Below are 14,289 nucleotides of genomic sequence, written 5' to 3'. Positions count from 1 at the left end.
GGTTACTTTCCGCCAGCGCCCATGAGGCCCTGGACAAGCGCGCGGCGCGCAAACAGGTAGACGAGCAGTACGGGCACCATCGACAGCGTGACTGCGGCGAGCAGGCCCGGGATGTTGATGCCGTACTGGGTCTGGAAGTTGAAGAGGCCGAGGGTCACCACGCGGGTGCTCTCGGACTGGGTCAGGATCAGGGGGAACAGGAAGCCGTTCCACGCCTGCAGCGCGGAGAAGACGGCGATCGTGGAGATCCCGCCCTTCGACAGCGGGAGGACCAGCCGGAAGAAGGCACGCGCCGGGCTCGCGCCGTCCATGGCCATCGCCTCGTACAGTTCCCCCGTGATGTCGCGCATGGTGCCGCTCAGGATGAGCGTGCAGATCGGCAGCGCGAAGGCCGCCGTGGGGAGGATGATTCCGATCAGGTTGTCGTAGAGCCCCACGGTGTTGATCAGGTAGAACACCGGCACGATCACGGCCTGCGCGGGAATCGCGAGACCCAGCAGGAAGAAGCGGAACACGAACGACGCCGCACGGCTCCGGCTGCGCACGATCGCGTAGCTCAGCGGCGGCACGAGCAGCAGGACGATCGCGACGACGCCGACGGTGACCACGAGGGTGTTCAGGAAATACCGTCCGAAGCCGCTCGTGATGGCGTCCGCGTAGTTCTGCAGCGTGAAACTGGTCGGGAAGGACAGGGGCCCGTTGTCGCCGAACTCGGCGCGGGTCTGGAACGTCCCCGAGATCATGACATAGAGGGGGATCGCGACGATCAGCAGCCAGAGGAAGGAGCCGATGCCCGCGAGGTAATTGGGACGGGTCTTCATCAGAGTCCTTCCAGCGAACTGTTCATCTTGTCGTAGCCGGAGACCTTGACCACCACGAGGGAGATCGCGGTCGCGACGACGACGAGTACCAGGGCGATGGCGCTGCCGACGCCGAAGTCGAAGCTCCGGAACGCCTGCTGGTACATGTAGAAGGCGGTGATGGTGGTGTCCGTACCCGGTCCGCCGTTGGTCAGGATGAGCACCGTCTCGAACGTCGTCAGCCCGCCGACGACCATCAGGATGATCGAGGTGATGGCCGTGTTCCGGAGCTGCGGCAGGGTGATGGAGAAGAACTGGCGCACCATGCCCGCGCCGTCGATCGCCGCCGCCTGGTAGAGGACCGGCGGGATGCCCTTGGCCGCGCCCTGGTAGATCAGGGTGTGGAAGGGCGTGAACTGCCACATGCCCACGAAGATGAGGACGCCGATGGCCCCCGTCTGCGTGCCCAGCAGGTTGCCGTCGCCGAACAGCCACGACAGTTGGCCGGGGATGCCGAAGTTGGGATCGAGCAGCGCGCGCCAGAGGACGGAGATCGCTGCCGAGGACAGCAGCAGCGGGATGAAGTAGATGGCGCTGAGCACGGCGCGGTTGCGCTGGTTGCCCGCTGCCCAGACACCGAGCAGGATGCTCAGCGGCGTCTGGGTGACCACCCCGAGGACGATGAACAGGAGGCTGAGCCAGAGGCTCTTGAGCATCACCGGATCGGCGATGAGCGTCTTCCAGTTGTCGAGCCCCACGAACTCCGGGTCACCGAGGCCGCTCCACGAGGTGAAGGACAGGACGGCGACGGCGGCAAGGGGAACGAGCGCGAAGAGCGCGAAGAAGATGGTGGCGGGCAGGGCCCAGGCGAAGCCCGGGCGTCCGACGGACGAGGCGCCCGAGCGGGCCGGGCGGCTCACGGTGGAGCCGCCCGGCGCTGGCCGCCTGCGGGTAGCAAGCGTTGTCATGGTGTGTCCTAGAGACTCTGCATGGCCTTGATGAAGCCGTCTTCATCGATCTGGCCGCTGAAGAACTGCGCTACGGCCGTGTGGATGGTGACGGTTGCCTCGGGCGGGTAGGCCTGGTCCCAGGAGAGCTGGAAGTGCGGCGCGTCCTTCACGAGGTCGAACTGGTACTTCGCGTACTCCGGGTTGGAGGCCTGATCGAGGAACTCCTCCGTGTTCGTGGTGGTGGGCAGGTTGCCGATGGCGATCTGCTCCTGCACGAACTCGTCCGAGTACATGAGCTTCAGGAACTCGGCGGCCTCTTCGGGGTACCGGGTGTCCTTGGTGATGGAGTAGAAGTTGTTCGTGTTGCCGGCGAGGTTGTCGGGATCGCCCTCTCCGCCTTCGATCGCGGGGAACTCGCTGTAGCCGAGAACGTTCTCGGCGAACTCGGGGTTGGCATCCAGGTGCGTCGCGTAGGCCCACGAACCCATGAGTTCGAAGCCTGCGCGGCCGCTGGAGAGCAGGGTGGGAGACCCGCCGTCGGTGAACTTCACCGAGTCGAAGTTGGTACCGAAGGCACCTGCGTCGATCAGTTCGCGCAGCTTGCCGAGCGCCTCATGGCTCTCCTCGGAGTCCCAGACGCTCGTGTCGCCGTCGAGCGCGGCCTGGAACAGGTCCTCACCGGCCACGCGGTCGAAGACGTACTGGAACCACATCTGGGTCGGCCACTGGTCCGCGCCGCCGAGCGCGATCGGGGTCACGCCCGCCGCCTTCAGCTTCTTGACGTCCTCGAGCAGCTCGTCCCAGGTTGCCGGCGGAGCATCGATGCCGGCCTTCTTGAGCACCTCGGAGTTGTTGAAGAGCATGACGGGCTGCGTGCCACGCATCGGGATGCCATAGCTCTTGTCGTCGACGACTGCCGTGTCGAAGACGGACGGCAGGAAGGCGTCCTTCAGCTGCGGGTCCTCCTCGATGAAGTCGTCGAGGGGCAGCAGCAGGTCCGCCTTCACGAAGTTCGCGATGCTTCCGCCACCCCAGTTGAAGAAGATGTCCGGAGCGGAGTCGGTGTCGATGATGGTCTGCAGCTTGGTCTGGTAGTCCGCGCCGGGGATCGTGTCGAGCACGACCTTGACGTCGGAGGTCTCGTTGAACTTGTCCACCATGGCCTGCTCGACCTTGTTGCTGGCATCTCCGTACACGGCGAGGTGCAGCTCGTTCTCGGGCCGGCTCGAAGCGTCGCCGCCTCCGCCGCCGCACCCTGCAAGGGTGAGGCCCAGCGTTATGACCGCGGTGCCCGCAAGGCTGCGGGACATCCAGGTTCGGTTGTTCATCGTTGAACGCCTCTCGAAAGTTTCGACGATAATATCGAAAGTTGTGTGATGGGTTGAGTGTATGTAACCGAGCTCTCACTATGCAAGCCGGATGTGCTGCCCGTCACAAATTGCACAGAGGGCAGGCGCAGCCCCTGTCCGTGGCCCCTTTCCACCCCGCATGTAAGCTGTGCGCATGTCGATTCCGGCGGAAGAACCGCGCGTCACCCTCGCCCAGCTCGCGACGGCTGCGGGTGTATCCCTCTCCACGATCTCCAAGGTGCTCAACGGCCGTGCCGACGTGTCCCCGAAAACCCGGGCGAAAGTTGAGGAGCTCCTCGAGGAGCACGGCTACCGCCGGCGCAAGGAATCCGCGACTAAGGCGGGCCTCGTCGAACTCGTGTTCCACGAGCTGGAAAGCGCGTGGGCCTTCGAACTCATCCGCGGGGTGGAGAACGTGGCGAGCGAGCACGGCATGAGCGTGGTGCTGACCGAGACGGGAACGCGGCACGCTCCGGGGCCCGAATGGATCGAAGGCATCCTGTCGAGGCGCCCCGCCGGCGTCGTCCTGGTCTTCTCCGACCTGCCGCAGGAGTTCCGCAAGAAGCTCGACGCACGCTCGATTCCTTTCGTGATCATCGATCCGGCCGGGGACCCCGCACCCGACGTCCCGTCCGTCGGTTCGGCGAACTGGTCCGGCGGGATGATGGCCACGCGGCACCTCATCGACCTCGGCCACACCCGGATCGCCGCGATCAGCGGCCCGGAGGACATGATGTGCTCCCTCGCCCGGATCGACGGCTACCGCTCGGCCATGAACCTGGCTTCCCTGCCCATCGACCCGGAACTCATCCGCTACGGGAACTTCCACGTCGACGGTGGACGCGACCACGCCTTCGCGCTGCTCCGCGGGCCGAATCCCCCGACGGCGATCTTCGCGGGCAGCGATCTCCAGGCCCTGGGCGTGCTCGATGCGGCACGCCAGATCGGGCTGCGGGTTCCCGACGAGCTGTCGATCGTGGGCTACGACGACCTGCAGCTGGCGCAGTGGTCCAGCCCTGCCCTGACCACCGTGCACCAGCCGCTCATCCAGATGGCGGAGGAGGCCACGCGCATGGTCCTGCGCCTGCGCGACGGCGAGCGTCCCAACAACCTGCGGCTCGACCTCGCCACCAGCCTCGTGGTGCGCCAGAGCACCGCCGCGCCCTCCACGGCTGCCGCGTCCGCCGCGCGGCCGGTGCCGCAGCGGGCGTGACCGCGCGCGCTTCTGGATACGATAGGCCGAGACCAGGCGCCGTGGGCTCCTGCAGGACGAAGGAGAACCCAGGGCCGTGCGGCTACCCGGTGGAATGAACGGCACTGAGAGCCTTCGCACACAGAATCTGTCCCAGATCCTCACGACGGTGCACCGCAACGGCCCGCTCTCCCGCTCCGAACTGACCCGGCGCAGCGGCTTCAACCGTTCGACCGTCGGCGCCCTCGTGTCCGCCCTCGCGGAGAAGCACCTGGTGCACGAGACGGAACCGGCGGGCGACGGCAGGGTGGGTCGTCCCAGCCCCATCGTGCAGGCCAACCCAGGGGTCGCCGTGATAGCCGTGAACCCCGACATCGATGCCCTAACCGTCGGCGTCGTCGGCCTGGGCGGGAAGGTGCATGCGCGCGTGCGCCGCGAGACCCGCAGCGTGCCGTCCCTCGACGACGCGGTGCGGCTCACGGACGACATCGTGGCCGACCTCCACCCCGTCCTGGCAGGCCTCAACCAGGTCCTCGGCGTCGGCATCGCGCTTCCGGGACTCGTCAATGCGGGCGCGGGGCGCGTGCTCATCGCACCGCACCTGGGCTGGCGGGACGCCGACCTCACCGGACCCTTCGGCAGCGCCCTGGGCCTTCCCGCGGTCGCCGCCAACGACGCGTCCCTCGGATCGCTCGCCGAGACCATCTTCGGCGCCGCGATCGGCGTCGACCACGCGGTGTACCTCAACGGCAGTGCGAGCGGCATCGGCGGCGGCATCGTGACCGGAGGCGCCCAGCTGGTCGGGAGCCGTGGCTACGGCGGCGAACTGGGCCACACGCTCGTCCGCGCGGGCGGGTCCGCCTGTCATTGCGGGCGCTCGGGCTGCCTCGACGCCGAGGTCCGGCTGGAGCGGCTGCTCGAGGCGGCGGGCCTGTCGGGCGGCGGTATCGAGGCGCTCGAGGGCGTACTGTCCGACGACCCCGCACAGGCCGTCCGGGACGAAGCCGAGCGCCAGCTGGAGCTGCTCGCCGTCGCCCTGGTGAATTTCGTCAACATCTTCGATCCCGAGCTGATCGTCCTCGGCGGTTTCCTCGGCTCGCTGTTCGGCTTCCACGGCGCCCAGCTCACCGAGGCCGTGAACCGGGGATCGCTGGCCGGCGGGGTGCAGGTGCGCCGCGCGGCCCTCGGCCCGGAACTCCTGCTGGTGGGTGCTGCGGAGCTCGCCTTCCAGCCGCTCCTCGCGTCACCCTCCTGAGGGCAGTCCGGACAGGCCTCCCCGACCGGCGTCCGGGCACGCAGAACAGCGCATTGTCCCGAAGGACCGATGCGCCGTGTGCGGTATCGAGGAGGTCGGTCGACCGGAGGTCAGCCGATGCGGCGCGAGCCGCTCTCCTCACCATCGTCGTCGAGATCATCGGCGTACTTGTCCGCGTACTCCGAGTAATCCGGCTCAACCGGCTCGAGAGGTTCGGTACGCCGCGTGGACGCACGACTACCCGGGCCTGTGAGCTCTCGCTGCAGTGCCGAATAATCAGTGGCCGGACTGAAGTACTTCATGTCCCTGGCCTGCTTTGTAGCTTTTGCCTTTTGACGGCCGCGCCCCATGGCGTGACCCCCTTTGTGCGTCGATCCGGAGGTGGTCACTGGGGCACGAGGCCCAAGGCTGCAGCGAGGCCCCGGAGTATTTGGTCAGTTTGTCGTAGGTATAGATTACATGCTTTCCGCGGCATCCGAGCGCGGGTTCCACCGGGCTCCGGGGAGGGCCTCGACAGCGGACGGCGGTTCGTGCAAGCGGCCTCCGGTGCCGCGTCCGGTCCTCCCCGGAGGATCTTGGATAGAGTCGAAGCCACGCCGAAGCCCCCGGCAGCACGCGCACCAGGAACGCAAGGAGACAGCGGCCCACCATGAGCAACGAGGAGCAGGCACCCAGGGACCCCGGGAACCACCCCGGGCCGGACGGGTCCGACGGGCCGGACGTGGTGGACGCCGACGCCATCGTCCTCGACGACGGCGACGTCTCCGCCGTGGCCCTGGAGCCCGAACTGTCGGTGTCGCCCGAGACCCTCGACCTGCAGGACCCCGCCCTCGGACCCGCGCAGATCAGCAGGGACACCGCGGAAGCCGCCTCGCTGGAGGATGCTGCCGCCGAGGCCCGGGCCGTGGCGGCCGCAGCCGAGGAGGCTGGAACACTGGTGGGCGGGCCCCTGCCGGCCACCGCGCCGACGGTCCGCGCAGCCCCCGATGGCACTGCTCCGGCCGGCGGCACAGCGGGCGACACGGCACCCGGACCCGTCGGCGGCCCCTATGCCTACCCTCCCCAGGGTGGCGAGCCCGGCCTCGGACATCCGGGGTTGTACCCGGGCACCGACCCGGCCTCGATCGGCCCGGCAGGACAGGGTGCCCCGACAGAGCCCCGACCGGCCGACGACGCCCGCGCGGCATGGATCCCGACGGCATCGGACCCTGAGGACATCGGTGCGCATGCGGCGCCGGACAGGACGTCTGCCGGCAACAGCGTCCTGCCGCTGCTGCTGCTCATCGGCGGCGCCCTCGTGCTCCTGGGGCTCCTCGCCTGGCTGCTCGTCTCCCTCCTGGGCGGAGGGAGTGACGACGATCGCGTCGATCCGTCGTCGCTCGCGGCGGGCGAGTGCCTCGCCGACTTCACCGAGGTCACCGAGGATGCCGTGCGCGTGGACTGCAGCGAACCGCACAACGCGCAGCTCCTGGCGAGCGAGGAATACCCCGAGGATGCCGAGTTCCCCGGACGCGAACAGCTCGACCTCCGCGCCGAGGCCGCCTGCGCGACCGCCTCGGCCGACGTCAATCCCGACGTCGTCACCGAGGATCTCCAGGTGACCCTCCTCCGCGCCACCCCGACCGAGGAGACCTGGGCGGACGGTGACCGCCGGGTCGACTGCTTCGCGGTGATCGGGAACAGCGGCACCGTGAGCCAGAGCCTGCTCAACCCCTGACGCCGCGGCCGGATGCACGAAGGGGAGGAACCTCCGGTTCCTCCCCTTCGTCACTGCACTGTACTCGTGGTCCTTGCGGCTACCGCGCGGCGTGCACCAGCAGTCCGCCCACGTCGAGGCCGACGTCGCCGGCCCCGTCCGGGTCCGGTTCCTGCCGGTCGACGACCACGGTGTCGCCGTCGACGATCTCGCCGGCGAGAATGCCCTTCGCCAGCCGATCGCCGATCTCGCGCTGGACGAGCCGGCGCAGCGGACGGGCACCGTACGCCGGATCGAATCCGGTGAGCGCGAGCCACTCGCTGGCCGCGGCGCTGACGTCCAGCTCGAGCCGGCGGTCACGCAGCCTCTCACCGAGCGACCTGACCTGCAGCTCCACGATCCGGGAGAGCTCGTCGAGGCTCAACGGATCGAAGATCACCACGTCGTCGAGCCGGTTGAGGAACTCCGGCCGGAAGTTCGCGTTCACGGCGGACATCACGGCGGAGCGCTTCGCGGCGTCGTCGAGCGAGGGGTCCACGAGGAACTGCGACCCGAGGTTCGACGTCAGCACGAGGATGACGTTGCGGAAGTCCACGGTCCGGCCCTGGCCGTCCGTGAGGCGCCCGTCGTCCAGCACCTGCAGGAGCAGATCGAACACTTCCGGGTGCGCCTTCTCCACCTCGTCGAGCAGCACCACGCTGTAGGGGCGGCGCCGCACGGCCTCGGTGAGCTGGCCGCCCTCCTCGTAGCCCACGTATCCCGGAGGGGCACCCACGAGGCGCGCGACCGAATGCTTCTCCGAGTACTCGGACATGTCGATCCGGATCATCGCGCGCTCGTCGTCGAACAGGAAGTCGGCGAGGGCCTTGGCGAGCTCCGTCTTGCCCACGCCGGTGGGGCCGAGGAACAGGAAGGAACCCGTGGGGCGGTTCGGGTCGGACACGCCGGCCCGGGCACGACGGACGGCATCGGACACCGTGGACACCGCCCGCTGCTGGCCGATGAGCCGCGCGCCGATGACCTCCTCCATGGCGAGGAGCTTCTCGCTCTCACCCTGGAGCATCCGGCCGGCCGGGATACCCGTCCAGGCGGAGATGACCTCCGCGATGTCGTTCGCGGTGACTTCCTCGGCGACCATCAGGTCGGGGGAGTTCGCGGTCTGCTCCTCGGCGGCCTGCGCCTCGCGGAGCTCGCGCTCCACCTGCGGGATCTGGCCGTAGAGGATGCGGGACGCCGTCTCGAGGTCGCCCTCGCGCTGGGCGCGGTCGGCCTGCGAGCGCAGGTCGTCGAGGGACGCCTTCAGGTCGCCGACGCGGTTAAGGCCTGCCTTCTCGGCCTCCCACCGGGCGTTCAGCCCGTCGAGCTCCTCCTGGCGGTCGGCCATCTCGGCGCGCAGTGCCTGCAGCCGTTCGAGGGACGCCTCGTCCTTCTCGTGGGACAGCGCCATCTCCTCCATGCGCATCCGCTCGATCGCCCGGCGCAGCTCGTCGATCTCCACGGGGGCGGAATCAATCTCCATCCGCAGGCGCGACGCGGCCTCATCCACGAGGTCGATGGCCTTGTCGGGCAGCTGCCGGCCCGGGATGTACCGGTGGGACAGCGTGGCAGCGGCGACGAGCGCCGAGTCGGCGATCGAGACCTTGTGGTGCGCCTCGTAGCGCTCCTTCAGGCCGCGCAGGATGCCGATCGTGTCCGGCACCGAGGGTTCGCCGACGTAGACCTGCTGGAACCTGCGCTCCAGGGCCGGATCCTTCTCGACGTTCTCGCGGTACTCGTCCAGCGTCGTCGCGCCGATGAGCCGGAGCTCGCCGCGCGCGAGCATCGGCTTGAGCATGTTGCCCGCATCCATCGAGCCCTCGGATGCGCCCGCGCCCACGACCGTGTGCAGCTCGTCGATGAACGTCACGACCTGCCCGTTGGAGCCCTTGATCTCCTCGAGCACGGCCTTCAGCCGCTCCTCGAACTCGCCGCGGTACTTGGCGCCGGCGATCATGGATCCGAGGTCGAGGCTGATCAGCGACTTGCCGCGGAGCGACTCGGGGACGTCCCCGGCGACCATGCGCTGGGCCAGGCCCTCGACGACGGCGGTCTTGCCCACACCGGGCTCGCCGATCAGGACCGGGTTGTTCTTCGTGCGGCGGCTGAGCACCTGCACCACGCGGCGGATCTCGGCATCGCGCCCGATGACGGGATCGAGCTTGCCGCTGCGGGCCACCTCGGTGAGGTCCACACCGAACTTCTCGAGCGCCTGGAAGGTGTTCTCCGGGTCAGGCGTGGTCACCCGACGGTCTCCGCGCACCCCGGGCAGTGCGGAGGCGAGGGCTTCGCGCGTGAGGCCGAGGGAGCGCAGGATGGTGCCGGCGGCACCGCTGTCGGCTGCGAGGGCCAGCAGGAGGTGCTCCGTGGAGACGAACTGGTCCCCGAGGGTCTCCGCTTCCTGCTTCGCCGCGTTGATCACCTGGAGGGCGCCACGGGAGAACTGGGGCTGCGCGACGGAGGAGCCCGACGACGACGGCAGGGCCTTGATCGCGGCGCTCGCCTGCACGCTCACGCTGTCGGGGTCCGCACCGGCTGCCTTGAGGAGCGCGACGGCGATGCCGTCGCGCTGGTCCAGAAGCGCCTTGAGGAAGTGCGGCGCCTCGATCTGGGCGTTGCCCGCCGTGGATGCGTTCATGGCAGCGGCTGAAAGCACCTCACGGCTCTTGGTGGTGAAGTTGGTATCCACGCGGGGTTCCTTTCTGGTCCGGGGAGGGGAATCCGGCATTCCCCGTGGCGTTCACATTGAGTGTACTTGACTCAACTTTGCCTGCGGGCAGGATATTCCCCTGCCCGCAGGCAAAGCGGCAGGTGGGTACGCGACAGGCGGGCGTCGGGCAGCCGCCCCTCGGGCAGTTGCGCGGCTCGGTCATAATGACCGTATGGGGAAACTTTGCCGTGCCGCGTCCGTCCTGACCACCGCCGTTCTCGCGGTCAGCCTGGCGGCGTGCACCGACGACCGGCCGACGGCGGAGGACGCCGCAGGGACCCTGGCCGAGGGACTCTCCCGGCTCGACGTCGGGCAGTCCGCCTTCACGTCGGCCGAACCGGCCGAGGTGACCGCTCAACTCGCCGCCATCACCGAGGGCCTTGCGCCGGACATGCCGCGGGTCAGCGTCGCGGAGGTCGAGGAGACCGGGGAGGACAGCGCCACGGCGACCCTCGACTACGTGTGGGACCTCGACGAGACCGACTCCGACTGGACCTACAGCACGACCGCGGACCTCACCCGTGTCGAGGACGTGTGGCAGACCGCGTGGGAACCGGACGTGGTCGTCCCGGACCTCCTGCCGGACGAGAAGCTCACCCTCACACGTGTTCCCGGGGACCGCGGGAACATCACCGGCGCGGGTGGAGAGGTCCTCGTCACCGAACGGCCGGTGATCCGCGTGGGCATCGACAAGACGCTCGTCCCCGAGGCGCAGCAGGTCGCCTCCGCCCGCGCGCTCGCGGCGCTGCTCGACATCGATCCGGCCGCGTACGAGGAGCAGGTCGCGACGGCGGGTGCGGACGCGTTCGTGGTGGCCCTCGTGCTGCGGGACGACGCCACCCGGACCGTGACGGACGCGCAGATCGATGCCGTCCCGGGAGCACTCCGGCAGGCGGACACCCTCGAGCTCGGCCCGACCCGCACCTTCGCCCGGGAACTCCTCGGAAGCGTGGGCGATGCGACGGAAGAACTCGTGGAGCAGTCCGGCGGCGCCGTCCGGGCCGGAGACGTCACGGGACTCGGGGGGCTGCAGCTGCAGCACAACGCGCAGCTCGGCGGCACGCCCGGCCTCCAGGTCTTCGCCGTGCCGATGGATGCCCCGGACGCACCCACCCGGGAGCTCTTCGCCACACCCGCGGTCGACGGCACGGACCTCGCCACCACGATCGATGCCCGGCTGCAGGGCCTCGGGGAAAAGGTGCTCGCGGACGAGCCCTCGGCGTCGTCCATCGTGGCGATCCGCCCCAGCACGGGAGAAATCCTCGCCGCAGCCAACGGCCCCGGCAGCGAAGGCCTGCAGACGGCACTCCTGGGCCAGTACCCGCCCGGGTCCACGTTCAAGATCGCCACAAGCCTCGCACTCCTGAGGAAGGGCTTCACGCCGCAGACTCCCACGCAGTGCACCGAGGAGGTGACCGTGGACGGCCGGACATTCAACAACGCGAGCACGTATCCCGTACAGTTCCTCGGCACGATCCCCCTGCTGGAAACCTTCGCGCAGTCCTGCAACACCGGATTCATCTCGACGCGGGACGAGATCACGCAGGCCGACCTCGTGAGCGCGGCCGCCGACCTCGGCATCGGGGTCGAGGCGGCCATCGGAACGCCGGCGTTCTTCGGTTCCGTGCCGACCGAGGCGGAGGGCACGGCACACGCCGCCGCGATGATCGGCCAGGGCGAAGTGCTCGTCTCGCCCCTCTCACTGGCCACCATGGCCGCCTCCGTCGGCGCCGGATCGCGGGTCACGCCGACACTCCTCGCCCCCGGCGAGTCCGCCGAACTCGATCCGGGATCGGAGAGCGCCGCGGCTACCGCGGCCCCCACCGGCGACGCGACGGCGTCGGCCTCCGCCGGGGAGGAAACCGAGGAGGGCACCGGGGAAGATACCGGGGAGGATGCCGAAGCGCCGTCCGAGGCACCGCCGAGCAGGTTCACCGCCGGGGAGTTCGCGACGCTGAAGACCCTGATGGGTGCCGTCGTCCAGCAGGGCGGAGCCCAGCTCCTGCAGGACGTGCCGGGCGAGCCCGTCCTGGCCAAGACCGGGACCGCCGAATTCGGCAGCGAGACTCCCCCTCGGACGCATGCGTGGGTCGTCGCCCTGCAGGGCGACCTCGCCGTCGCGGTCTTCGTCGAGGAGGGCGAACTGGGCTCCACCTCCGGCGGCCCCCTCATGCAGGCCTTCCTGACGGGTGCCGCCCCGTAGATTTCCAGCAGCCCGTCGGCCGGTCCACGGGCTATCCACTTCGATGACATGGGGGTCAGGTCAGCAGCGCACACGCAGTAGCTTGATCATCCTCCGGCGCGCGCCCGCTGCGCCGGAGGCAATTCGAAGACCGTTGAAAGGGTCGCAGTGGATCTCACGTTCATCCCGCTCATCATCGGCGCGGTGGTGCTGCTCGCCATCATCATCGCCGCCGTCGTCCTCGCCCGAATGGCTTTGCACATCGCCAGCCCGGACCAGGCGCTCATCATCTCGTCGAAGGACAGCAAGGGGCAACCGGATCCGGACAGCCAGCGCGTCGTCTTCGGCCGGATCTTCATCAACCCGTTCTCGCAGCGGGCCTACCCGCTGTCCCTGGCATCACGCCAGGTGTCCCTGCGCATCGAAGGCATCTCCAAGAACGGCATCAAGCTCCACCTCACCGGCGTCGCCCAGGTCAAGGTGGGTGGTGACGCGGACGCCGTCCGTAAGGCCGCCCAGCGCTTCCTCAACCAGCAGGAGGCGATCGACCACTACACGCAGGAGACCCTGTCCGGTTCGCTCCGCTCCATCGTGGGAACCCTGACGGTCGAATCGATCATCCGGGACCGCGCGACCTTCGCCAAGAGCGTCAAGGAGGAAGCGGAGCACTCCATGCACAACCAGGGCCTGGAGATCGACACGTTCCAGATCCAGTCCGTGGACGACGACTCGGGCTACCTGAAGAACCTCGGCCGGCCCGAGGCCGCCCTTGCGGAGCGCAATGCGAAGATCGCCGAAGCGCGCTCGATGCAGGAGTCCGAGCAGGCCCGTGCCCTGTCCGACGAGCAGGTGGCCCTCGCGCAGCAGCAGCTGATCATCCGCCGGGCAGAGCTGAAGGAAGAGGCCGATGCCCGCCAGGCACGAGCCGACGCCGCCGGCCCCCTCGCCCAGGCCGAACAGCAGGAGCAGGTCATCATCCGCGAGCAGCAGGTCGCGCAGCGGCGGGCGGAGCTCCGCGAGCGCGAGCTCGACACCGAGGTGCGCAAGCCGGCCGACGCCGAGAAGTACCGCCTCATCCAGCAGGCCGACGCGAAGCTCGAGGAACGCCGCCGCGCCTCGGAGGCCGCGGAGATCGAAGCCCGCGTCGACCTCGCGCGCCGCAAGCTCGTCGCCGAGGGCGACCGGGTGGCAGCAGAGGCCGACGCCGCCGCCAACACCGCGCGCGGTACCGCCGAAGCGTCGATCAACGAAGCTCGGGGCCGGGCGGACGCCGCCGTCATCGCCTCCCGCGGCAACGCCGAGGCCGGGTCGGCGGAAGCCCGTGGCAAGGCGGAAGCGGCTGGTATCGCCGCACAGGCGGAGGCCTACGAGAAGTTCAACCAGGCCGCCATCCTGTCGAAGGTCCTCGAAGTCCTACCGGCGATGGCACGCGAGATCGCCTCGCCGATGTCGGCGATCGACACCATGACGGTGGTCTCCAACGACGGCGCCAGCCAACTCAGCAGGAATGTCTCGACCGGGGTCCACCAGACGACGCAGCTGGTGAAGGACACCACCGGGCTCGATATCATCGCGCTGCTCGGCGACCTGCTCAGGACTCCGGACAAGGCCGGCATGAACGGTTCCACCCGGAACGGCACCGGCGGGTCCACGGTCACCGGATCCGACTAGGTGCGTCGGGAGGGCCGCTGCCGGTCGATGCGGCGGCCCTTCAGCGGTAGGTGGGCAGGTACGTCCCCGAGGACGGGACGATCACCTTGCCGAGCGGGGCGAGGGACACCGGGATGAGCTTGAGGTTGGCGATGCCCAGCGGGATGCCGATGATGCTCGCGAACATCGGGATGGCGGTGAGCACGTGCCCGATCGCGATCCAGATGCCCGCGACGAGCAGCCAGATGATGTTGCCGACCATCGAGAATCCGCTTGCCGGCCCACCCCGGTTCACCACCGTCTGGCCGAAGGGCCACAGGGCGTAGGCGCCGATCCTGAACGAGGCGATGCCGAACGGGATGGTCACGATCAGCAGGCAGCAGATGATGCCCGCAGCGAAGTAGCCCAGGGCCAGCCAGATGCCGCCGAACAGAAGCCAGATGACATTCAGGAGTGTGTTCATCCGGCC

11 protein-coding genes are annotated in these 14,289 nt (G+C 69.0%); 5 read left to right on the top strand and 6 right to left on the bottom strand.

Going from position 1 to position 14,289, the window contains the following annotated elements:
* Positions 1 to 2: 2 nt before the first annotated feature.
* From P5G52_RS05985 to P5G52_RS05975, 3 genes are read right to left on the bottom strand one after another with little or no spacing between them, the layout of a single operon-like run.
* Positions 3 to 821: a carbohydrate ABC transporter permease gene (locus tag P5G52_RS05985; protein ID WP_301225568.1), complete on the bottom strand. Its 819-nt coding sequence runs from the start codon at positions 819 to 821 to the stop codon at positions 3 to 5.
* Entirely contained in the window at positions 821 to 1,768 is a 948-nt protein-coding gene (locus tag P5G52_RS05980; protein WP_301225566.1) for a carbohydrate ABC transporter permease, read from the bottom strand. The genes P5G52_RS05985 and P5G52_RS05980 overlap by 1 nt, the downstream gene beginning before the upstream one ends.
* Positions 1,769 to 1,776: 8 nt before the next feature.
* On the bottom strand, positions 1,777 to 3,078 hold the full coding sequence (locus P5G52_RS05975; protein ID WP_301225564.1) for an extracellular solute-binding protein: 1,302 nt from the start codon (positions 3,076 to 3,078) through the stop codon (positions 1,777 to 1,779).
* Between the two features lie 175 nt (positions 3,079 to 3,253).
* On the opposite strand from P5G52_RS05975, the gene P5G52_RS05970 reads away from it, so the two are divergent.
* Together P5G52_RS05970 and P5G52_RS05965 are read left to right on the top strand one after the other, a co-directional pair.
* Entirely contained in the window at positions 3,254 to 4,312 is a 1,059-nt protein-coding gene (locus P5G52_RS05970; RefSeq protein WP_301225562.1) for a LacI family DNA-binding transcriptional regulator, read from the top strand.
* 94 nt (positions 4,313 to 4,406) lie between these two features.
* Positions 4,407 to 5,546, top strand: coding sequence for an ROK family transcriptional regulator (locus tag P5G52_RS05965; protein WP_301225560.1), 1,140 nt, complete (start codon positions 4,407 to 4,409; stop codon positions 5,544 to 5,546).
* Between the two features lie 110 nt (positions 5,547 to 5,656).
* Here P5G52_RS05965 and P5G52_RS05960 read toward each other — a convergent pair whose 3' ends face one another.
* Entirely contained in the window at positions 5,657 to 5,896 is a 240-nt protein-coding gene (locus P5G52_RS05960) for a DUF3073 domain-containing protein (RefSeq protein WP_087074409.1), read from the bottom strand.
* A gap of 299 nt (positions 5,897 to 6,195) precedes the next feature.
* On the opposite strand from P5G52_RS05960, the gene P5G52_RS05955 reads away from it, so the two are divergent.
* Positions 6,196 to 7,263 carry a septum formation family protein gene (locus tag P5G52_RS05955; RefSeq protein ID WP_301225558.1) on the top strand — a complete coding sequence of 356 codons (1,068 nt, stop codon included), beginning with the start codon at positions 6,196 to 6,198 and terminating at the stop codon, positions 7,261 to 7,263.
* A gap of 79 nt (positions 7,264 to 7,342) precedes the next feature.
* Here the strand turns inward: P5G52_RS05955 and clpB are convergent, their stop codons facing one another.
* A complete protein-coding gene (gene clpB / locus P5G52_RS05950; RefSeq protein WP_301225556.1) occupies positions 7,343 to 9,967 on the bottom strand; it encodes an ATP-dependent chaperone ClpB in 2,625 nt (874 codons plus the stop codon).
* 193 nt (positions 9,968 to 10,160) lie between these two features.
* Here clpB and P5G52_RS05945 point away from each other — a divergent pair, with 193 nt between their 5' ends.
* Together P5G52_RS05945 and P5G52_RS05940 are read left to right on the top strand one after the other, a co-directional pair.
* The gene (locus P5G52_RS05945; protein ID WP_301225554.1) at positions 10,161 to 12,191 is read left to right on the top strand and encodes a penicillin-binding transpeptidase domain-containing protein; all 2,031 of its coding nucleotides are present in this window, start codon (positions 10,161 to 10,163) and stop codon (positions 12,189 to 12,191) included.
* Between the two features lie 147 nt (positions 12,192 to 12,338).
* Positions 12,339 to 13,841, top strand: coding sequence for a flotillin family protein (locus P5G52_RS05940; protein WP_301225553.1), 1,503 nt, complete (start codon positions 12,339 to 12,341; stop codon positions 13,839 to 13,841).
* Between the two features lie 40 nt (positions 13,842 to 13,881).
* Here P5G52_RS05940 and P5G52_RS05935 read toward each other — a convergent pair whose 3' ends face one another.
* Positions 13,882 to 14,283: a YccF domain-containing protein gene (locus P5G52_RS05935; protein ID WP_301225551.1), complete on the bottom strand. Its 402-nt coding sequence runs from the start codon at positions 14,281 to 14,283 to the stop codon at positions 13,882 to 13,884.
* Positions 14,284 to 14,289: the final 6 nt, after the last annotated feature.

The sequence above is a fragment of the Arthrobacter burdickii genome (assembly GCF_030433645.1).
Lineage (GTDB): Bacteria > Actinomycetota > Actinomycetes > Actinomycetales > Micrococcaceae > Arthrobacter_D > Arthrobacter_D burdickii.
The sequence above is the reverse complement of the archived record's forward strand: the minus strand, read 5'-3'. Positions and strand labels throughout refer to the sequence as shown.

Excerpts from the sequence above, each read along its gene's own strand:
- P5G52_RS05985 (WP_301225568.1), bottom strand. The coding sequence starts at position 821 with ATGAAGACCCGTCCCAATTACCTCGCGGGCATCGGCTCCTTCCTCTGG.
- P5G52_RS05980 (WP_301225566.1), bottom strand. The coding sequence starts at position 1,768 with ATGACAACGCTTGCTACCCGCAGGCGGCCAGCGCCGGGCGGCTCCACC.
- P5G52_RS05975 (WP_301225564.1), bottom strand. The coding sequence starts at position 3,078 with ATGAACAACCGAACCTGGATGTCCCGCAGCCTTGCGGGCACCGCGGTC.
- P5G52_RS05970 (WP_301225562.1), top strand. The coding sequence starts at position 3,254 with ATGTCGATTCCGGCGGAAGAACCGCGCGTCACCCTCGCCCAGCTCGCG.
- P5G52_RS05965 (WP_301225560.1), top strand. The coding sequence starts at position 4,407 with ATGAACGGCACTGAGAGCCTTCGCACACAGAATCTGTCCCAGATCCTC.
- P5G52_RS05960 (WP_087074409.1), bottom strand. The coding sequence starts at position 5,896 with ATGGGGCGCGGCCGTCAAAAGGCAAAAGCTACAAAGCAGGCCAGGGAC.
- P5G52_RS05955 (WP_301225558.1), top strand. The coding sequence starts at position 6,196 with ATGAGCAACGAGGAGCAGGCACCCAGGGACCCCGGGAACCACCCCGGG.
- P5G52_RS05945 (WP_301225554.1), top strand. The coding sequence starts at position 10,161 with ATGGGGAAACTTTGCCGTGCCGCGTCCGTCCTGACCACCGCCGTTCTC.
- P5G52_RS05935 (WP_301225551.1), bottom strand. The coding sequence starts at position 14,283 with ATGAACACACTCCTGAATGTCATCTGGCTTCTGTTCGGCGGCATCTGG.